Origin of the sequence: Actomonas aquatica (assembly GCF_019679435.2) — a bacterium.
Lineage (GTDB): Bacteria > Verrucomicrobiota > Verrucomicrobiia > Opitutales > Opitutaceae > Actomonas > Actomonas aquatica.
In genome coordinates, this window is the sequence record NZ_CP139781.1 from 2,133,587 (window position 1) to 2,153,574 (window position 19,988).

Genomic DNA, 19,988 nt, shown 5'->3' on the forward strand with positions numbered 1-19,988 from the left:
CATGGCCCTCATCAAGTCCTTCACCCTTCCAAACGGCGTCACCGCCGACTACCTCCGCTATCGTCGCACCGACTGCTGGGACCGCGAAGCGAAGGTGGCCTGCTTCCTCTTCGACCTTTGGCTCAACAAGGCCCAGACACTCGTCGCGGATGCTCAGCCAGTCGCTCCGATGGCATTTCGCCTGCAGGTCACCGGGGCCACCTTCGACACCTGGTTCAGCAATGCCGCTTTGGAGTCGGCCGATCTGATCCCGCATATCTACGCAGCAGCCAAAGCGCTGCCCGTCGATCATTGGGCAGGAAGCGGCGTGCTGCTTTCAGACGCTGTCGACGACATCTAGAGCCGCTCTCGACAGGCCCTCGAGAGACCTTCAAGAAGAGAGCCTCTTCACACCGCGAATCGTCGCAAAACCGGCAAAGTGTCCCAAACCTCTGCAATTCCGTCCCAAGTCAGGGGCGCGTTTACACCCGGTTCTCACCGTTAAAAAATACGTCCTAAACACCTGAGTTCATTTTTGTGTCTTTTCGTGCCTTTTTGTGGCCAATCCTTTCCTGCCCGTGACTGACACCTCCACCGCCGCCCATCGCATTGAGACCAAGGGTCTCGTCAAAACCTACGGCCAGCGCAACGTCGTCAACGGAGTCGACATCGAGGCGTCCGCCGGCGAGGTCGTCGGCCTGCTCGGGCCCAATGGAGCTGGCAAAACCACCACCTTCTACATGGTCGTCGGCCTGGTCGCCGCGACCTCCGGCCAAGTGCTCATCAACGGCCGCGACGCCACGCGCCTCAAGATGCACGAACGCGCGCGCCTCGGCCTCGGCTATCTGCCGCAGGAGCCCTCGACCTTTCGCAAACTCACCGTCGCGGAAAACCTGCTCGCCATCGTCGAAACCCTGCCCGTCCCGCGTCGCGACCGCGCCAGCGTCGTCGAGCGCCACCTCGAGGAGCTGCACCTCACTCACGTCGCCCGCCAAAAAGCCTACACCCTCTCCGGCGGTGAACGCCGCCGCCTCGAGATCGCCCGCGCCCTCGTCACCCAGCCGAAGTTCCTACTGCTCGACGAACCCTTTGCCGCGATCGATCCCAAGTCCGTCGCCGAGGTCCAACGCATCGTGCTCTCACTCAAGGAGCGCGGTATTGGTGTGATCATTACAGATCACAACGTGCGCGAAACCTTGCGCATCGTCGACCGGGCCTACCTCATCCACCAGGGCCGCGTGCTCACCAGCGGTCCCGGCGATTTCCTCATTCGCGACGAACAGGCGCGCGAGATCTACCTCGGCAAAGACTTCAACCTGTAACCCGGCCCGACACCACCGCCCCAGCCCCCTCTTCGACCCATGCACCGTTCCATCTCCGGCATCACCGTCGACCACTTCTTCTCCACCTATCGCGGGAAGCTTAAATTGGAACTCATCGCCGGGGAAAAGGGCCTGCACCGCCTCATCAAAGAGGGCGCGATCAACCGCCCCGCGCTCGCCCTTACTGGCTTCTTCAAGTTTTTCGCCAACAAGCGCATTCAGGTCTTTGGTGCGGCCGAGATGACCTACCTCAAATCCTTGCCCCGCGAGAAGCAGGAGGAGGTGCTGCGCGGCATGGCCCGCCGCTCGGTGCCGTGTTTTGTGCTCACCCGCAACTACAACGCCACCCGCGCCATGCTGGACGTGTGCCGTGAACTCAAGTTGCCGATTATGCGCACCCCGATGATCACCCGGCATTGGGTCAACGCCGCCACCCTCTGCGTCGACAACGAGTTTGCCCCCTCCACCACCGAGCATGCCACCATGCTCGACGTGAAGGGCATCGGCGTCCTCCTGCGCGGCGACAGCGGCGTGGGTAAAAGTGAGTGCGCCCTCGCTCTCATCGAACGCGGTTACTCGCTCGTCGCCGACGACATGACCCAGATCAAACTCGTCGACGAACGCGAACTCATCGCCTCCGGACCGCCCCTCAACCGCGGTTACATGGAGGTGCGCGGCATCGGCATCATCAACGTCGCCGAAATGTTCGGCGTGAAAAACGTGCGCATGGAAAAACGCGTCGACCTCGTCGTCTCGCTGCACGAGTGGACGCCCGACGTCGTCGAAGAACGCACCGGCCTCGAGGAAAACCACTACAAGATCCTCGGCATGGATATCCCCATGGTGGACCTCTATGTGCGCCCCGGTCGCGACATTGCCCGCCTCGTCGAAGTCGCCGCCCTCGTGCAGGCCCTCAAGGACATGGGGCACGACCCCGCCAAAGAGTTCAACGATCGCCTCATTGCCCACATGGCCGGCGATTCGGAGCCGTCCAACATCACCCGGCTCTAGGGCCTCGGGCGTATCCGGGCAAGGCCTACACCTCGGTTGTAGCTGCGCTTGAGCCGCAGGCGAAAGCGTGGCCCGAAGCTGACCGCGTGCTCGCTGCGCGCCACGCCCCGGCTGCAGAGGCACAAGTCCGTGCCTGGGTGGGGAGCGATCCGAGCCCCCTTTTCCCACTCACGCCGACACCTCGGTCACACGCAGCATCACCTCCAGCAGCTCGTGGCGCCGCACAGGTTTGGTGAGGTGATCGGTGCCGCCCGCCGCCATGCAACGCTGGCGTTGGTCCCCCATGGCCGACGCGGTTAAAAACACGATCGGCAGCGTGGCGGTCTCCGGCTGAGAGCGCAGGTGCAGCGTCGCATCGATCCCGTCCATCAGCGGCATCTGCACATCCATCAGAATGAGATCAGGCTGGCCAACAGTCGCCCGTGTAATCGCCTCCTTGCCATTGCGCGCTTCATCAATTTCGCACTCCACCGCCTGAAGATGTCGGCGCAGGACCGCGATGTTCATCTCATTGTCTTCGACTACCAATACGCGCAACCGCCGCTCCCGCACCTGCGCCTCCAGCCGGGCGATCGCCTCCTTCTGCTCAGACCGACTGACCTCGGCCACAATGCCCGACTCGTTCCGCGGTAAGGGCAGCTCTATGCGAAACGCACTGCCCTCTCCCAACACACTGTTCACCTCCACGGAGCCATGGTGCAGCTCCACCATGCGTTTGACCACCGCAAGACCCAACCCCGTGCCGCCCAGACCCGAGCGTTTGCGATCCCCCACCTGCACAAACGGTTGGAAGAGATGCTGCTGATCCTCGGCGGAAATCCCCGGACCATCATCCGTGACCGTCAGCAGCAGCCTGTCGCCCGACGAAGCGTCCGCCACCCGCAGGCTCACATGCCCCTGCGCCGGCGTGAATTTCACCGCGTTCGCCAGCAAATTGACCAAAACCTGTTTGAGCCGCCGCGCATCCAATTCCAGCGCGCGATCCGGCGCGGTCTCCCAAATCAACTCCACCTGCTGCTGCTTGCGCTGCGACTGCGGCTCCACCAAACGCAACGCCGCCTCGCAGATCGGCAACAGCGGCGCCCATTCCAAATCCAATTCCAACTTCCCCGCCTCCACCTTGGAGAGATCCAGGATGTCGTTGATGAGATCCAGCAGGTGGCTGCCACTTTCCTCCACACTGGAGAGACACTCCTCCACCTCGGTTCGCGCCATTTGCGGAGAATCCCGCACGATCTCAGTCATACCCAAAATCACGTGCAAAGGCGTTCGCAGCTCGTGGCTCATCGTAGTCAGGAATTCGCTCTTGGCCCGGTTGGCCGCTTCCGCCACCGCGCGCGCATCCTCCAGCTCCTGGGTGCGTTCCCGCACCTTCTCCTCCAATTCGCCCGACAACTGCTGCAGCGCCTGATTGGAGGCATGTAGCGACGTAGCCGCCGTCCGCAGCTCCCGGCCGATCAGGTTAAACTCCGCCGGACGGTTCACGTCTTCCGCCGTGTCTCCGACCGCGGTTCCCGTCGCCGCCTCGTGGGCCCCTTTGACCAAATCGCGCAAGGTCCGGGTCAACCGCCGTCCGGTCAGACTGGCCATGGCCAACACCAACCCCGCCAGAACCGCCGCCACCGCCGCAAAAAACAAATAAAACCCCGCGGTCTCCCGCCAGGTGAACCATCGGCGCTCCCGCATAAAGACCCGCCAATCCGCCAAAGCCACCGGCGCCTCGGTCACCCAAAACTGTTCCGCTCGTGCCTCGCCCGGTCGGCGCCCCTCCGCCACCCGCACCGTCTCCCGCTCCTCGGCCAACACGCGCTCCGCCTCGCCCTCAAAGCCGCCGAATACACTCAGCGGCGCCAACCCCACCTCCCCCGTCGCCACCACCACCCGGCCCGCACCGTCGGTCAACACGATGTCGCGTCGCGCCGATCCCTCCGTGCGCTCCAGCTCCGCCACCAGCTCGTTCAGGCTCAACGAACCTTCCAGCACCCAGCGCCGCCCGCTCGCATCCCGCCCCGGCACACTGATCGCCACAATCAGATCCCGCCCAAAACCCCGGCCCTCAAACACCCCGCTCACAAACGGCCGCCCCGTGCGCATCGGCACCCGGAAATACTCCCGGTCACTCACATTCTGCGGCTCCGTCGCGTCCACTGTCGTTAAATCCCCCAGCGCCTTGCCCACAAGGTTCCCGTCCTCATCGGCCACCACCATCGTCAGAAAACCGGCAAACTGCCCCTGCACCACCGCCAGACGCCGATCCCACTCCGTCGGCTCCGGCATCGGCTCACCATTCACCTGTCCGGCCAGCACCAGCAACACGTCCCGATGTTCCTGCAAAAAGTGATCCACCGTCATCGCCACCTGCCGGGCCGAGCGGGTCAGTCCTTCTTTGGCATGCTCCTGTGAAAGCCGCGCATAACGCTGCGCCGCCACCACACACACCACCAGCAAGGGTAGCGCCGCGATCAGCCCAAACCGCCGGAACAGATAATGCCGCAGGGGCTTCGGCTGCACCGGCGCATCCACCGCCAAAAGACGCCACGGCAGACTGAGCGAGGCCAAGCCATCCCCCAACAAGGTTCCTGCCAATCCCGCCAGCGCCACTCCGATGGCCCGATCCCAGTTCACCGGCAACACCGCCGGCGAAATCCAGCCAAAATACGCCGCACTTACCGGACCGCCCACCAACGCCCAAAACCACACCCCCGCCTTCACCCCACTGCCGCCCCATCGCCGAGCTCCGACTCCGGTCGCGGCGACCGCGCCCAACCCGAGCCCCCAGACCACCGCCGCCCCCACCGACCACGGCACCAACGCCACGCCCACCACCACCATCGCCACGCTCGGCCCCCACAACGACGCCACCAGCGATCCTGCCGCCACCGCCAGCAGCAAGCGTATCGCCAACGCCCCCCCCAAGCCCACCGCGCCCGCAAGCAGCAGAGCCAAGCCCAGCAAAAAAGCGCTCATCACGCGCATACGACCGGATTGAAAAACCGCGACTCGAGACATTCGCCCCTACCCTAGGCAACCGGTTCAGGCCTCGTCCATCGCACAATCTGACCCATCGGCCCCCTTCGCCGGGAGTATCTGCTCAAGCTGCGTAGCCACTTACCGATAACCGAAAGCACCTGTCGCATGCCCATCCCCTCAGAGTCTCTGCATCTCATCGTCGTCGATGATGATCCCGCCGCTCGCTTTGTCCTGCGCTCGCAGCTCAAGCGCGACGGCCACGTCGTGGAGACCGCCGAATGCGCCGCCGAGTGCATGACCCTCCTGCAGGACATCGGTCCCGACCACATCGATGCGGTCATCAGCGACTACTGGATGCCCGGCGGCAATGGCCTCGAACTGCTCAAACAGATCCGCGCCCTCGATCCCACCCTCTCCGTCCTCGTCGCCACCGCCGAAGGCGAAAAAAGCATCGTCGCCGAAGTCCTCCGCCAGGGCGGTGTCGGTTACCTCGACAAACCCGTCGGCGGCGAAGCCCTGCGCGAGGCCGTCAGCCGCGCCGCCCGCAAGACCCGCGAACAACGCGACCTGCGTGCCACCGCCGCCGATGCCTCCGCCCTCGGCGATAGCCAACGCCTCCTCCTCCAGCACCACCTCAGCCGGCTCGAAGACTGCGTCGAACTCTTCTTCTCCTCCAAAGCCGACGCCAGCGGCGACTTCGTCTCCGTCCTCCCCGTCAACGACCATCGGCACATCATCCTCGTCTCCGACGCCTCCGGCCACGACCTGCGCGCCGCCTTTCAGTCCAACTACTTTCACGGCATCGCCCGCGGCATGGCCGCCCGCGGCGCGCGCATCGACGAGGTGTTCACCCTTTTCAACGACATGCTCCTCGACGAGTGGAATCGCAACGACGACGTCCACCTCTCCCTCGCCGCCGGCAGCGTCGTGCTCGATCGCGGCGCCCTCTCACTCCATTCCCTCAACTGCGGCCTGCCTCCCCCCGTCGTCTGCGACAGCGACGGCTTCGCCTACCCCCTGCAGGCGTCGCAGTGCTCGGGTCCGCTCGGCTGGTTCCCCGACCTGCCCAGCTCCGCCTACAACCCGATGCCCACCGGCTACGTGATCGTCTGGTCCGACGGCCTGCCCGACCTCGCTGAGATCCACGATGTCGATCCCCTGGCCCTCGCTCATCGCCTTCTGCAAAGCGACCCCGCCAAAGCCTCCTACCTCGTCGACGCCCCCGACGACCTCGCCGCCGTGCGCATCAACCTCGCCCGCTACGCCGAGCTCGATGTCACCCCAGCCATCCCCCTTATCAGCCGCCGTCTCGCCGGCAATTCCATCGACGAGATCGACGGCCACCAAGCCTGGATCGAACGCTCCCTGCGCCTCGCCCTGCCCACCCTCGCCGACGCCCCGCTCGCCGATGTCACCATCTGCGCCCGCGAAGCCCTCATCAACGCCCTCACCCACGGCTGCGAGGGGCGCGCCGACCGCCTCGCCGACATCCAGGTCTCCTACACCCCCGAAAAGTCGCAGCTCCACCTGCGCATCACCGACAGCGGCACCGGTCACGACTTCGACCTCGATCAACACGAACCCGCCGCCGCCGCCGACCTGCTCACCGAACACCGTGGCCTCGTCATGATGAAGCACCTGCCGCACCGCACCGCCGCCTTCAGCCGCGGCGCCTGCCTCGCCATGGACTTCGAAATTTGAATCCCGCCCGCCCTCGCATGATCTCACCGCCTTCCCCTTTCCCTCGACCATCCGGCGTGCCCTCCGGACCGACCGTCACGGCCCCCGGCGACGTGCTGAGCACCAACGTCAACAGCTTCCGCGAAGCCATCATGCCGCAGGTCGAGGCCCTCACGCCCAACCGCACCCTCACCATCGATCTGCGCGCCTCCCGCCTCATCGACTCGGTCGGACTGAACCTGCTCGTCTCCGCGATCAAGAGCGCCAGATCCCGCCAGGGCAGCATCACCATCCTCGTCGGCAACGCCAGCGTGCGTCGCATCCTCTCTTTCACCCGCATCGACACCCACGCCACCGTGGTCGGCCCCGATCTGTCATGAAGCTCCGCGTGCGTAATCCCTTTTCCGCTCTACGCGGTCGCCTGCTCTCGTGGTTGCCTTCGGCCCGCATCACCGCGCCCAACCCGCGTCCTGCGATCTCCGCCATCCGCGACGGCCGCCGCAACCTCCAGCAAACGTTCCACGCCTTCGGCGGCGACCTCGACGAGATCGACTCCCAGACCCGCCAACTGCTCGACAAGTGCGAGGAACTCATCGAACTCGCCAACGGCCAATCCGAGGGCATCAACCTCTTCCAACAGTCCATGCAGGTGCTCGACCAACCCCTCGAGCACATCGATCGCTCCCTGCGCGGCCTCGAGCCCATGCTCGAGCACGTCGCCCGCTGCGACCAGCACTCCAAAGAGTTGCTCAAATGCCAGCTCGCCATGGGTGAGGTCCTCGCCCCGCTGCGCCACATGATCGTCTTCTTCCGCATCGAAGCCGCCCAACTCGAGCCGGAACACCAGACCACCTTCCTCACCGTCGCCGACGAAATTCACCGCCTGCGCGAACTCATCGACAAAACCTTCGACGACAACGTCACCCGACTCGAGGCCGCCCGCACCACCATCGGCGGCGTCCATCAAAAGATCCGCCACGACAACAACGCCTACGCTCAGGTCATCACCCGCAAGCGCGCCGAAATCGAACGCGCCATCGAAACCCTCGGCGAACAACTCAGCTTCGATTCCCAACGCGACACCCAAGTCCGCGACGCCACCCAACGGCTCAACCAGGAGATCTCCCAACTCGTCTCCGCGCTCCAATACGAGGACATTCTCACCCAGCGCATCGACCACGTGCTCAAAGCCCTCCACGCCGGCCCGCCCGTCGGGGCCATCGGCGCCTGGATGCGCCTCATGAGCGTCCAAGTCTCCGAGGTCATCCAGAGCATGGAAGAAGCCCGCCAACAACTCGACCAAGGCATCGATCGCATCGTCCTCCAAGCCGATGAACTCGGCGAAGCCTCCATCAAACTGCGCGACCTCGACAACTCCACCGCCTCCATCGACGGCATGGTCCAACTCCTCCTCGAAGCCTTTGAGGACATCACCGAAATCTCCGCCGCCAACGTGAAGCTGGCGGATGACTCCTACACCGCCCTCCAACCCGTCGCCGAAGTCACCGAAAACCTCTCGTCGGTCGTCATCGAGGTCTCCCTCAACATCCAACTCATCGCGCTCAACGCCCAGGTCCGCTCCGTCCAACTCGGCGACGGCTCCGGCCTCGAAGTGCTCGCCGCCCGCACCGCCGAAATCTCCGCCGAGCTCGGCGAACTCGGCGACCGCACCGCCAACGAAATCATCGAGCTGCGCACCGTCACCCACGAACTGCTCGATCAACTCGGCACCATGCGCGACACCGGTCGCAAACACCTCGATGACCTCCGGCAAAACGGCGCCGAGGTCATCCAAAGCCTCCACGGCATGCGCGACCGCACCCTCGCCACCCTGCAGGACGTCTGCAGCCAAATGGAAAACGTGCGCGACCGCACCAACCCCAAGCCCCAGCGCCTGCAGGAACTCGCCACCGCCAAAATCAGCTTCGAACGCGGCGTCGCCTGGCTCGAACACCACGCCTCCGATACCCCGCCCACCCTGCGCGAACGCGAGCTACTCGCCGCTCACACCGGCGGCTACACCATGGCCTCCCAACGCCAGGCCCACGCCGCCATCACCGGCGACGACAGCGACCTCGGCCAACACGACGACAGCCTCGAGTTCTTTGTCGATGTGCCCGACACCGACGCCACCACCACTCATGCCGAACCCGAACCGGCCTTCGCCACGGCCTTTTTCGAGCCCGAGCCCGCGACCGCCTCCTCGCCCGCCACTGCGCCCAAAACCCCGGCCGCATCGGGAGTCTCTAAGGAGAATCCCCCGCCTTTGGACGACAATATCGAACTCTTCTAAGTCACGCACCGGTTTTTAGTTAAAGCCCGCACCACCCACACCGATAGCACTCCCAACCCTCCATCGCTTTCCCATCCGCCATGAAACGTAAGGTCCTTACCGTCGACGACGCGCTCACCATGCGCAAACTTGTAGCATTCACCCTCCGCGGGGCTGGCCTCGAAGTCATCGAAGCCGCCGACGGCGTGGATGCCCTCAACCTCCTCCAACGCCAGGCCGTCGATCTCATCATCACCGACGTCAACATGCCGCGCATGGATGGCATCACCTTCACTCGCCAAGCCCGCGGCACCGCCAACGGCCGCAGCGTGCCCATCCTCATCCTCACCACCGAATCCGAGGTCGGGAAGAAGAACGAAGGCCGCGCCGCCGGAGCCACCGGCTGGATCGTTAAACCCTTCCAGCAGGAACAACTCCTCTCCGTCGTCTCCCGCGTCCTCCCCGGTGCCATCAAAGCCAACGCGGCATGAGCAACGACCTCCAGGAGCAGTTCGTCCGTGACATGCTCACGGAGAGCTACGAGGGGCTGGATCGCTACGACCAGGCCATCCTTGCCATCGAGCAAGGCGAGGCCGACAACGACACCCTCAACGACATCTTCCGTGTCGTGCATACCCTCAAAGGCACCGCCGGCTGCCTCGGGTTTCACCACATCGAGAAGATCTCCCACACCGGCGAGAACCTCCTCTCGCTCCTGCGCGATGGCGCCCTCGAGCCCTCTGCCGCCATCGCCGACGGCCTGCTGAAACTCTCCGATGCCCTGCGCGCCATGCTCGGCGCCATCGAGACCACCGGCACCGACGACTCCGGCGAAGACTACACCCCCCTTTCCGACCGACTCACCCGTCTCAAGGATCCGGATACAGCCGCTCCGCCCGCGCCCGTAGCGGCTCCCGCCGCCCCGGCCACCGCCACCGAGACCGCGGCCGACGCCAACGCCGGCTGGGGCCTCTTCGAAGACGAACCTGCCGAGGCACAGGAAGCCATCAACGCCGCCGCCGAAGACGACGCCAACGCCGCCAACCAAGGCTGGGGCCTCTTCGAAGATGAAGCCCCCGCGCCCGCCGCCGCCGAGACTGACCCGACCGACGAAGCCGCCGCCGCGCAAGGCTGGGGCCTCTTCGAAGACGAATCCGAATCAGCCCCCGAGGTCACCACCGACCCCGCCCAGGAAGCCCGCGAGAACGCGCAAGGCTGGGGCATCTTCCCGGAAAACGCTCCCCAAGCCGCCGCGGCCGGACAGGCCCCCGCCTCGACTGCCAAACCCATCGCCAAAGCCGCGCCCAAGACCGCCGCTCCCGTCACCGCCAACGCCTCCGTGCGCGTCGACGTCGGCCTGCTCGACAAGCTCATGAACATGGTCGGCGAGCTCGTGCTCTCCCGCAACCAGCTCCTCCAGCTCGCGCAAAACCGCACCATTTCTCAGAACGAGATCACCGCCGTCTCTCAACGCCTTAACCAGGTCACCACCGAGCTGCAGGAAGGCGTCATGAAGACCCGCATGCAGCCCATCGGCAACGTCTGGGGCAAGTTCCCCCGCATCGTCCGCGACATCGCCGCCGACCTCGGCAAAAACGTCCGCCTCGAAACCATCGGCGCCGATACCGAACTCGATCGCACCATCATCGAGGCCATCAAAGACCCCCTCACTCACATCGTGCGCAACTCCGTCGATCACGGCGTTGAGATGCCCGACGTGCGCGTCGCCGCCGGCAAATCCGCCGAGGCCCACGTCATCATGCGCGCCTTCCACGAGGGCGGTCAGGTCAACATCGAGATCATCGACGACGGCGCCGGCATTAACGGCGAGAAGGTCCGCCGCAAGGCCCTCGAAAAAGGCCTCATCTCCGAAGACGACGCCGCCCGCCTCTCCGAGCGCGAGATGGTGAACCTCATCTTCCTCCCTGGCTTCTCCACCGCCGAAAAGATCACCAACGTCTCCGGCCGCGGCGTCGGCATGGACGTGGTGAAAACCAACATCGAGAAGATCGGCGGCTCCGTCGACATCCACTCCGTCGCCGGCCAGGGCACCACCCTCAAGATCAAGATCCCGCTCACCCTCGCCATCGTGCCCGCCCTCGTCGTGCGCACCGCCGGCCAACGTTTTGCCATCCCGCAGGTCAGCCTCGTCGAACTCGTGCACGTCGACGGCGAAGAAGCCGCCACCGCCATCGAGCAGGTTTACGAGTCCCCCGTCTTCCGCCTCCGCGGCGACCTCCTGCCGCTCGTCTTCCTCGACGAGCAGCTCAAGTTGCGCGCCGAAGACGCCGCCGCCCGCGGCGCCCTCAACATCATCGTCCTGCGCGCCGATCAACAACTCTTCGGCCTCGTCGTCGACGAGGTGTCCGACTCCGAGGAAATCGTCGTCAAACCCCTCGGCCAGCACCTCAAGGGTCTGCCCATGTTCGCCGGCGCCACCATCATGGGTGACGGCACCGTCGCCCTCATCCTCGACGCCCTCGGCCTCGCCCAGCACGCCGGTGCCCTCGGCAACAACCACCGCGAGATCAAGTCCGTCGTCGAAGCCAGCGAAAAGGACACCAGCTCCGACATCACGCCGCTGCTCCTCTTCTCCGTGCCCGGCCGCGCCCGCGTCGCCCTGCCCTTGGCCGCCGCCGCCCGTCTCGAGGAATTTCAGCGCTCCGACATCGAAACCGCCGGCGGGCGCGAATCCGTGCAATACCGCGACGGCATCATGCCCCTCGTGCGCATCGAACGCATCCTCGGCACCATGGGTGGCGGCGCCGACAACCGCCTCTCCGAACAAGTCATCGTCTTCCAATCCGAAGACCGCTCCGTCGGCCTCGTGGTCGGCGAGATCCGCGACATCGTCGAGGAACGGTTCACCCTGCAACCCGGCACCGCCACTACCGGCGTCGCCGGCTCGGCCATCATCCAAGGCCAGATAACCGACCTCGTCGACGTGCCCACCATCCTCCAGGCCACCGGCCTGCGCGGTTCCCGCCACGCCGCCTGACCGCCATGAACACCCCGTCCCAACTGTGCACCTTTTACGTCGGCGACCTCTTCCTCGGTCTCGATGTGCTCTCCGTGCAGGAAGTCATTCGCAGCCCCGAGCTCGCCCAAGTGCCGCTCGCGCCTCCCACCATTCAAGGCCTGCTCAACCTGCGCGGCCAGATCCTCACCGCCATCGACCTGCGCCGCATGCTCAAACTGCGTGAGCCCAAGGAAGGCAGTGATCGCAAAGCCTCCATGCTCATGATCCTGCGCACCGCCAACGGCCAGGTCGCTCTCGTCGTCGACTCCGTCGGCGACGTCATGGAACTCACCGAAGACACCTTCGAACCTCCGCCCGATACCGTGCCGAGCGCCGTGCTCCACCTCATCCAAGGCGTGCACAAACTGGACCGGAAACTCCTCCACGTCCTCGACGCCGAAGCCACCGGCTCCTGCCAGGCCGCCATCGCCACCGCCGCCTGATTTTTCCTCTCCCTCTTTTCCCTTCCCTTTCACCAACCGTCCGAACGCCCAACCCACGCATCGCCATGCGCCTCAAATCCAAAATCGTCCTCCCCGTCTGCGCCATCATCGCCCTGAGCGGACTGGCCGTGCTCCTCGCCATCGTCCGCGAGGCGCAGAACCTCAAGCAATCCCAGCTGCTCACCCTCGCCTCTGGCGCCCGCGCCATCCAGGACAAGATCGATCGCAATCTGTTCGAACGCTACGGCGACGTGCAGGCCTTCGCCCTCAACAGCCTGTTCCACCGCGACCTCACCACCGCCGACGGCAACGAGCGCGACGCCCTCAACGCCAAGCTCAACGACTACGTCACCACCTACGGCTGCTACTCGCTCATGGTCGTCACCGACCCCGCCGGCAACGTCGTCGCCGCCAATAACGTCGATGCCACCGGAGGCTCCCTCGACACCGCCTCACTCATCGGCCGCAACCTCTCCCGCGACACCTGGTTCCGCGACGTCAGCCAAGGCCGCTACCTCACCTACAACGCCCCCGAGTCCCTGAGCGGCACCGCCGTCGGACCCGCCGAAAAGAACGCCCTCGTGGCCGAGATCTACGGCTCCGCCGCCCCCGCCTGGAACATCGCCTACTCCGCGCCCATCAAGGACAGCAGCGGCAAGGTCTACGGCTACTGGCACAACCTCTTTGATTCCGCCACCGTCGAGGCGATCGTCCTCGCCGAGTGGTCCCAGTTCAACGCCCGCGGCCTCTCCTCCACCGAGCTCGCCGTCACCGCCCGCGACGGTCGCATCCTCGTCGATGTCGATCCCGCCGAAACCGGCTCCCTCGCTGCCCGCCACGACGACGTCATGTCCGTCAACCTCGTGACCGTCGGCGACGAGCTCGCCACCATCGCCGCCAAATCGACCACTGAAGAAGGCACCGCCGAAGCCATGAGCGCCCGCATGGGCATCGAGCAACCGGGCGGTTACGCCAAGAGCGTCCCCGTGCTCGGTTACGCCGGCACCGGCTTCACCACCTTCGTCCGCGCCGAAGGCGACCAACTCTTCGCCGTCGTCAACTCCCTCTACCGCGTCGTCAGCGTCGTGGCTGTGCTCGCCCTCCTCGGCGCCATCGCCGCCGTCCTCTTCGTGGTGCGCCCCATCATCCGCAGCATCGAAGCCGCCGGCGCCGGCGTGGAAGCCCTCGCTTCCGGCCAGCTCGACTACGACCTCAAGGATCACGGCAAAGACGAAGTCGGCGACCTCGCCCGCGCCTTCAACAAGACCTGCAACGACCTGCGCCGCACCTTCAAGGTGAAGCAGATCAACTGGGACGACCTCGCCGCCATGAAGGTGCGCGCCGAAGTGACCGACGTCACCAGCATCGTCTCCGAGGCCGACCTCAAGGGCAACATCCTCTCCTGCAACGACAAGCTGTGTGAGATTTCTCAATACAGCCGCGAGGAGCTCATCGGCCAGCCGCACAATATTTTCCGCCACCCCGACATGCCCAAGGCCGTCTTCAAGGAGATGTGGGCCACCATCGGTAAGGGCAAAATCTTCCGCGGCATCGTTAAGAACCGCAAGAAGGACGGCACCCCCTACTACGTCGATGCTGTCGTCGCTCCGGTCATGGGCGAGAACGGCAAACCCGAGAAATACGTCGGCGTGCGCTACGACATCACCGAAGCCGAAATCGAGCGCCAGAATGCCAAGGGCATCCTCAACGCCATCGACAACGCCTACGCCTACATCGAATTCAACCCGCAGGGCGACATCCTCTCCGCCAACCAGAACTTCCTCTCCACCGTCGGTTACACCGCCGATGAGATTGTCGGCAAACACCACCGCATCTTCGTCGACCCGGCCTTCGCTGCCAGCGGCGACTACAGCGAAATGTGGAAGAATCTCCAGAACGGCGAAAGCGTCTCCGGCGTCTTCAAGCGCATCACCAAGGACGGCCGCGACGTCTACATCCAAGCCGTCTACGCCCCCGTCAAGGACGAGGTCGGCCGCGTCGCCAAGGTCGTGAAGATCGCCACCGATGTCACCGCAGCCAAGGTCCGCGAGATCAACAACGACCGCCAGATCGAGCAGGCCAACCGCAACCAGGCCGTTATCGAATTCTCCGCCGACGGCACCGTCATCAGCGCCAACGAAAACTTCCTCACCACCATGGGCTACGCCCAGAACGAGATCGTCGGCAAACACCACTCCCTCTTCGTTGAGCCGTCCTTCGTCGCCTCCCCAGCCTACCAGCAGTTCTGGGAAGACCTGCGCGCCGGCAAATTCCAAACCGCCGAATACAAACGCATCGGCAAGGGCGGCAAGGTCGTCTGGATCCAGGCCACCTACAACCCGCGCTTTGACGTCAGCGGCAAGGTCAACCGCGTGGTCAAATTCGCCACCGATATCACCGCCCGCAAGGCCGCCGAAGAGCGCCTGAAGGACACCATGGAAAAGGTCGGCCACAACTCGCAGACCCTCGCCGCCGCGGCCGAGGAACTCTCCGCCACCGCCCAGACCATGAGCTCCAACTCCGAGGAAACCGCCACCCAGGCCGGTGTTGCCTCCTCCGCCGCCGAGCAAGTCTCCAACAGCGTCACCATGGTCGCCACCGCGGCCGAGCAGATGAGTTCCACCGTCAAGGAGATCGCCAAGAGCGCGGCCGAAGCCGCCCGCGTCGGCACCGCCGCCGTCAAGGTCGCTTCCGACACCAACGCCACCGTCACCAAGCTCGGCTCCTCCTCCATCGAGATCGGCGAGGTCATCAAGGTCATCACTTCCATCGCTCAGCAGACCAACCTGCTCGCCCTCAACGCCACCATCGAAGCCGCTCGCGCCGGTGAAGCCGGCAAGGGCTTCGCGGTCGTCGCCAACGAGGTCAAGGAACTGGCCAAGCAGACCGCCGCCGCCACCGAGGACATCTCCGCCAAGATCGAAGCCATTCAGGGTGACACCGACGGTGCCGTTGGCGCCATCGGCGAGATCTCCAAGATCATCGCCCAGATCAACGACATCCAGAACACCATCGCCAGCGCGGTGGAGGAACAGTCGGCCACCACCAACGAGATCGCCCGCAACGCCGGCGAAGCCGCCCGCGGCGCCTCCGAGATCACCCGCAACATCGGCAGTGTCTCCCAGGCCGCCCAAAGCACCTCCGAGGGTGCCGCCAATACCCTCACCGCCTCGGCCGAACTCGCCCGCCTCTCCGCCGGCCTCAAGGCCATCGTGGAGAACAACGGCGCCTCCGGCGTCCAGGTGCACGACTTCCGTCAAGCCGCCTAATCTCCCTTCCCAGTCATTCACCCCTCCCCACTCGGGCGAGGGGTGTTTTTTTGCCAAAAAACCTCCGCCCGCCATCAGGTCCGCCCCCTCCGCGCCGATAACCCTTACGGCCCTCAACGCTCACCTCCCCACTCCTATTCCGTCATGCGCTTCCTCATTGTCGACGACTCCAAAACCATGCGGTCGATCCTCTCCTCCTTCGCCACCAAACACGGCTGCGAAACCGTCGAAGCCGAAGACGGTATCGCCGCCTGCGAAGTCCTGGAAAAGGACGGCAACTTCGACGCCATCCTCATCGATTGGGACATGCCCCGCATGACCGGCATCGAACTGCTCAAGATCATGCGCGCCAATCCCTCGCTCAATCACATCAAAGCGATGATGGTCACCGCCCAGTCCAACTACGACTGCGTCACCGAAGCCATCATGGCCGGGGCCGACGACTACCTCATGAAGCCGCTCAACGAGGACATGTTTGTCGATAAACTCCGCCTCCTCGGTCTCGTCGCCTGAGACGCCGCTCCGCCCTCCTATTCGCCGTCTCTACCCTTCCCTTTCCCATGCCCAAACACCGCGTTCTGGTTGTAGATGATGCCGTCGTCATGCGGCGTCTCCTCACCGTCGCCCTCGAACGGGAGCCCGATATCGAAGTCGTGGGCAGCGCGCCCAACGGCCGCATCGCGCTGCAAAAACTCACCCAGGTGAACCCCGACATCGTCACCCTCGATGTCGAGATGCCCGAGCTCAACGGTCTGGAAACCCTGCGCGCCCTGCGCCACAGCCACCCGGACCTGCCGGTCATCATGTTCTCGGCCACCACCCGCCAGGGGGCCGCCGCCACGCTCGACGCCCTCGCTGCCGGCGCCAACGACTACATCACCAAACCCACCGATGTCGGCGATCTCAACGGCGCCATCGCCAATCTCGGCAAACACCTCGTCCCGCGCATCCGCCAATTTTGCGAAATCGCCAAACGGCGGTTCGCACCGCCGCCCCCACCGCCGGCACCGGCCTTCACCGTTCCGGCCGCGCCGCCGCCCGCCGCTTCGAACGGTTCGACGCGCTTTGCGGCACCACGCGGCAAATACGATCTCCTGTGCATCTCCGCCTCCACCGGCGGTCCCAACGCCCTGGCCGAACTGTTCAGCCATTTCACCGTCCGCCCGCAGCTACCCATCGCCATCGTGCAACACATGCCGCCCATGTTCACCTCGCTCCTCGCCGAGCGTCTGAACCAGAGCCCCGGCCCGCTCGGCTGCGTGGAAGCGACCGACGGTATGGTGCTCGAACCCGGCGTCGCCGCGCTCGCCCCGGGCGGCTACCACCTCGCCCTCCAACGCGACGCCAACCGCCGCTTCATCGCCCGCATCAACCAGCAACCGCCGGAAAACTCCTGCCGTCCCGCCGCCGATGTCATGCTGCGCACCGCCGCCCAAACCGGCGCCCGCATCCTCAGCGTCGTCATGACCGGTATGGGCTGCGACGGCACCCGCGGCTGCAGCCACGTGCACGAAGCCGGTGGCAGCATCCTGATCCAGGACCAAGCCACCTCCACCATCTGGGGTATGCCCGGCGCCGTCGCTGCGTCCGGCCTGCCTTACGCAGAATATCCCCTCGGCCAACTCGCCTCCCAAATCGAGCGCCACCTCAACCGTCATCCCGTCCTCGTCGCATGAGCACCTTGGCCGCCAATCTCCAGCCCCTGTCCCGGGAAAACTTCCTTTTCATGCGCGACCTCCTCAAGAAGGAGACCGCCATCGTCCTCGCCGACGGTAAGGAATACCTCGTCGAAACCCGCCTCGCCACCATCGCCACCCGGCATGGCTTCGGCAGCGTCAACGACCTCGTCGCCCACCTGCGCACCAGCTTCGCCACCGGCCCGGGCACCCCGCGCGCCGAAGTCATCGATGCCCTCACCACCAACGAGACGCTCTTCTTCCGCGACCTCGCCCCCTTCGACGCCCTGCGCGACACCATCATTCCCGAGCTCGCCACCCGCAGCGCCGGCGCCCCGCTTTCCATCTGGTCCGCCGCCTGCTCCTCCGGCCAAGAGGCCTACAGCCTCACCATGCTCATGGCCGAGCACCACCCGACGATCAACTACCGCATCGTCGGCACCGACATCTCCAGCAAGGTCCTCGACAAGGCCAAGAGCGGCACCTACCTGCAGCACGAAATCAACCGCGGTCTGCCCGCCAAACTGCTCATCAAACATTTCCGCCAACAGGCCGGCGCCTGGATCATCAGCGAAGACCTGCGCCGCCGCGTTGAGTTTCGCTACCTCAACCTCATCGGCGCCTGGACCGGCCTGCCCAAGTGCGACCTCATCCTCATGCGCAACGTGCTCATCTACTTCGATGTGGAGACCCGTCGCGACATCCTCCGCCAAGCCCGCATGCTGCTGCGCCCCGGCGGTTACCTCTCGCTCGGCGGCGCCGAAACCACCGTGCAGATTGACCCGGCCTTCACCCCCGTCACCGTCGGCCGCGCCACCTTCTTCCGCGTGAACTGAGCGCCCCCCATCTTTCTCTTTCCTCTTTATCTTTCTCTTTATCCCCGATGGGCGAAATCCGTCCGCTCGTGGGAGGATAACGATAAAGATAAAGAGAAAGACTAAAGAGCGTTTCTGGACATTTTCGGCCAAAGGGCCGTTGTTACCCGGTCACACCTGCATGGCCGACTTCCTCGACAACTCCGCCCAACAAAAAGACGACCCGCTCCGCGTTGAGCGCGCCTACCTCGTGGGCGTGCAAAACCCGGACATGACCGCCGGCGAAGCCGAAGAGCTCGTCGCCGAACTCACCGAACTGGTCGAGAACCTCCAGATCTCCGTCGTCGCCTCCACCATCGTCAAACTCCGCGCCCCCAATCCCGCCACCCTCGTGGGCTCGGGCAAGGTCGAGGAGATCATCGGTGCCGCCCGCCTCCACGACTGCGACGTGGTCGTCTTCGACGAAGGCCTCTCGCCCGCCCAGCAACGCAATTGGGAAAAGCAGTCCAAGCTCACCGTCATCGATCGCCAGGAAGTCATCCTCGATATTTTCGCCGACCGCGCCCAGACCCGCGAAGCCGTGCTCCAGGTCGCGCTCGCCCGCATGGAATACTCCCTGCCCCGCCTCACCCGCGCCTGGACCCACTTGTCCCGCCAACGCGGTAAAGGCGCCATGGGCGGTGAAGGTGAGACCCAGCTCGAGCAGGACCGCCGTATCGTCCGCGACCGCATCACTCGCCTCAAACGCGAGCTCCACGAGGTGCAGCAACACCGTGGCGTGCAACGCGCCAAACGCCGCCGCGTGCCCGTGCCCACCGCCGCCATCGTCGGCTACACCAACGCCGGCAAATCCTCCCTGCTCAACGCCATCACCGGCGCCACCGTCCTGGCCGAAGACAAGCTCTTCGCCACCCTCGACCCCACCACCCGCCAGCTCCTCCTGCCCGGCAACCAGAAGCTGCTCGTCACCGACACCGTCGGTTTCGTCCGCCGCCTCCCCCACGGCTTGGTGGAGGCTTTCAAGGCCACGCTCGAGGAAGCCATTGTATCCGATTTTCTGATTCACGTGCTCGACGTCACCGCCGCCAGCGTGGCCGAGCATCACAAAACCACGCTCGAAGTGCTCGGCGAACTCGACGCCGATGAGCGTCCCCGGCTCACCGTCTTCAACAAAATCGACGCCGCCACGCCCGAGCAGATCAATCGGGCCAAGCTTCTCATCCCCGACGCCCTCTTTGTCTCCGCCGTCACCGGCGAAGGGCTCAAGGAGTTTGCCACCCACTGCACCGATCTCATCCGCGACACCTTCGGCAGCGCCGAGCTGCTCGTGCCGCACGAGCGCTACGACGTCGTCGCCCGCCTTCATCAAGTCGGCCACGTGCAGGAGGAGGAAACCCTCGACGAAGGCGTGCGCCTCATCGGCCGGTATCCACCGGCCCAGCACGGCTACTTCGCCCCCTTCGTCGTCAGCTAACCTAAAGGTAGGGTCGCCCCGCCCGGGCGACCGCCGACCCACGTGCCTCCCCGCACGC

At 65.0% G+C, this 19,988-nt stretch carries 15 protein-coding genes; 14 read left to right on the forward strand and 1 reads right to left on the reverse strand.

Going from position 1 to position 19,988, the window contains the following annotated elements; all coding sequences use genetic code 11:
* Position 1: 1 nt before the first annotated feature.
* From K1X11_RS08350 to hprK, 3 genes are all read left to right on the forward strand, one after another.
* Positions 2 to 340 carry a hypothetical protein gene (locus K1X11_RS08350; protein WP_221029891.1) on the forward strand — a complete coding sequence of 113 codons (339 nt, stop codon included), beginning with the start codon at positions 2 to 4 and terminating at the stop codon, positions 338 to 340.
* A gap of 217 nt (positions 341 to 557) precedes the next feature.
* Positions 558 to 1,301 (forward strand): LPS export ABC transporter ATP-binding protein, encoded by a 744-nt coding sequence (lptB, locus tag K1X11_RS08355; protein WP_324726141.1) that lies wholly within the window; start codon positions 558 to 560, stop codon positions 1,299 to 1,301.
* Between the two features lie 39 nt (positions 1,302 to 1,340).
* Positions 1,341 to 2,312 carry an HPr(Ser) kinase/phosphatase gene (gene hprK, locus K1X11_RS08360; protein WP_221029889.1) on the forward strand — a complete coding sequence of 324 codons (972 nt, stop codon included), beginning with the start codon at positions 1,341 to 1,343 and terminating at the stop codon, positions 2,310 to 2,312.
* A gap of 168 nt (positions 2,313 to 2,480) precedes the next feature.
* On the opposite strand, the gene K1X11_RS08365 is transcribed toward hprK, so the two are convergent.
* Positions 2,481 to 5,258, reverse strand: a complete 2,778-nt coding sequence (locus K1X11_RS08365) for an ATP-binding protein (RefSeq protein WP_221029888.1) — start codon at positions 5,256 to 5,258, stop codon at positions 2,481 to 2,483.
* Between the two features lie 189 nt (positions 5,259 to 5,447).
* On the opposite strand from K1X11_RS08365, the gene K1X11_RS08370 reads away from it, so the two are divergent.
* The 11 genes from K1X11_RS08370 to hflX all read left to right on the forward strand — a co-directional run bounded on the left by K1X11_RS08370 (position 5,448) and on the right by hflX (position 19,930).
* Positions 5,448 to 6,983, forward strand: coding sequence for a response regulator (locus K1X11_RS08370; protein WP_221029887.1), 1,536 nt, complete (start codon positions 5,448 to 5,450; stop codon positions 6,981 to 6,983).
* A 56-nt stretch (positions 6,984 to 7,039) separates the two neighbouring features.
* The gene (locus K1X11_RS08375) at positions 7,040 to 7,342 is read left to right on the forward strand and encodes an STAS domain-containing protein (RefSeq protein WP_221029886.1); all 303 of its coding nucleotides are present in this window, start codon (positions 7,040 to 7,042) and stop codon (positions 7,340 to 7,342) included.
* Between the two features lie 8 nt (positions 7,343 to 7,350).
* The gene (locus K1X11_RS08380) at positions 7,351 to 9,255 is read left to right on the forward strand and encodes a coiled-coil domain-containing protein (RefSeq protein WP_324726142.1); all 1,905 of its coding nucleotides are present in this window, start codon (positions 7,351 to 7,353) and stop codon (positions 9,253 to 9,255) included.
* A gap of 80 nt (positions 9,256 to 9,335) precedes the next feature.
* Positions 9,336 to 9,725, forward strand: coding sequence for a response regulator (locus K1X11_RS08385; protein WP_221029884.1), 390 nt, complete (start codon positions 9,336 to 9,338; stop codon positions 9,723 to 9,725).
* On the forward strand, positions 9,722 to 12,232 hold the full coding sequence (locus K1X11_RS08390) for a chemotaxis protein CheA (RefSeq protein ID WP_221029883.1): 2,511 nt from the start codon (positions 9,722 to 9,724) through the stop codon (positions 12,230 to 12,232). Before K1X11_RS08385 ends, K1X11_RS08390 begins: the two co-directional genes overlap by 4 nt.
* 5 nt (positions 12,233 to 12,237) lie before the next feature.
* The gene (locus K1X11_RS08395; protein WP_221029882.1) at positions 12,238 to 12,696 is read left to right on the forward strand and encodes a chemotaxis protein CheW; all 459 of its coding nucleotides are present in this window, start codon (positions 12,238 to 12,240) and stop codon (positions 12,694 to 12,696) included.
* 65 nt (positions 12,697 to 12,761) lie between these two features.
* Positions 12,762 to 15,965: a PAS domain S-box protein gene (locus K1X11_RS08400; RefSeq protein WP_221029881.1), complete on the forward strand. Its 3,204-nt coding sequence runs from the start codon at positions 12,762 to 12,764 to the stop codon at positions 15,963 to 15,965.
* A 144-nt stretch (positions 15,966 to 16,109) separates the two neighbouring features.
* Positions 16,110 to 16,478 carry a response regulator gene (locus K1X11_RS08405; protein ID WP_221029880.1) on the forward strand — a complete coding sequence of 123 codons (369 nt, stop codon included), beginning with the start codon at positions 16,110 to 16,112 and terminating at the stop codon, positions 16,476 to 16,478.
* A gap of 47 nt (positions 16,479 to 16,525) precedes the next feature.
* The gene (gene cheB / locus K1X11_RS08410; RefSeq protein WP_221029879.1) at positions 16,526 to 17,641 is read left to right on the forward strand and encodes a chemotaxis-specific protein-glutamate methyltransferase CheB; all 1,116 of its coding nucleotides are present in this window, start codon (positions 16,526 to 16,528) and stop codon (positions 17,639 to 17,641) included.
* A complete protein-coding gene (locus tag K1X11_RS08415; RefSeq protein WP_221029878.1) occupies positions 17,638 to 18,477 on the forward strand; it encodes a CheR family methyltransferase in 840 nt (279 codons plus the stop codon). Before cheB ends, K1X11_RS08415 begins: the two co-directional genes overlap by 4 nt.
* Before the next feature lie 160 nt (positions 18,478 to 18,637).
* The gene (gene hflX, locus K1X11_RS08420; protein WP_221029877.1) at positions 18,638 to 19,930 is read left to right on the forward strand and encodes a GTPase HflX; all 1,293 of its coding nucleotides are present in this window, start codon (positions 18,638 to 18,640) and stop codon (positions 19,928 to 19,930) included.
* Positions 19,931 to 19,988: the final 58 nt, after the last annotated feature.

Coding starts and splice junctions, on each gene's coding strand:
- K1X11_RS08350 (WP_221029891.1), top strand. CDS start 2: ATGGCCCTCATCAAGTCCTTCACCCTTCCAAACGGCGTCACCGCCGAC.
- hprK (WP_221029889.1), top strand. CDS start 1,341: ATGCACCGTTCCATCTCCGGCATCACCGTCGACCACTTCTTCTCCACC.
- K1X11_RS08370 (WP_221029887.1), top strand. CDS start 5,448: ATGCCCATCCCCTCAGAGTCTCTGCATCTCATCGTCGTCGATGATGAT.
- K1X11_RS08385 (WP_221029884.1), top strand. CDS start 9,336: ATGAAACGTAAGGTCCTTACCGTCGACGACGCGCTCACCATGCGCAAA.
- K1X11_RS08390 (WP_221029883.1), top strand. CDS start 9,722: ATGAGCAACGACCTCCAGGAGCAGTTCGTCCGTGACATGCTCACGGAG.
- K1X11_RS08395 (WP_221029882.1), top strand. CDS start 12,238: ATGAACACCCCGTCCCAACTGTGCACCTTTTACGTCGGCGACCTCTTC.
- K1X11_RS08400 (WP_221029881.1), top strand. CDS start 12,762: ATGCGCCTCAAATCCAAAATCGTCCTCCCCGTCTGCGCCATCATCGCC.
- K1X11_RS08405 (WP_221029880.1), top strand. CDS start 16,110: ATGCGCTTCCTCATTGTCGACGACTCCAAAACCATGCGGTCGATCCTC.
- cheB (WP_221029879.1), top strand. CDS start 16,526: ATGCCCAAACACCGCGTTCTGGTTGTAGATGATGCCGTCGTCATGCGG.
- K1X11_RS08415 (WP_221029878.1), top strand. CDS start 17,638: ATGAGCACCTTGGCCGCCAATCTCCAGCCCCTGTCCCGGGAAAACTTC.
- hflX (WP_221029877.1), top strand. CDS start 18,638: ATGGCCGACTTCCTCGACAACTCCGCCCAACAAAAAGACGACCCGCTC.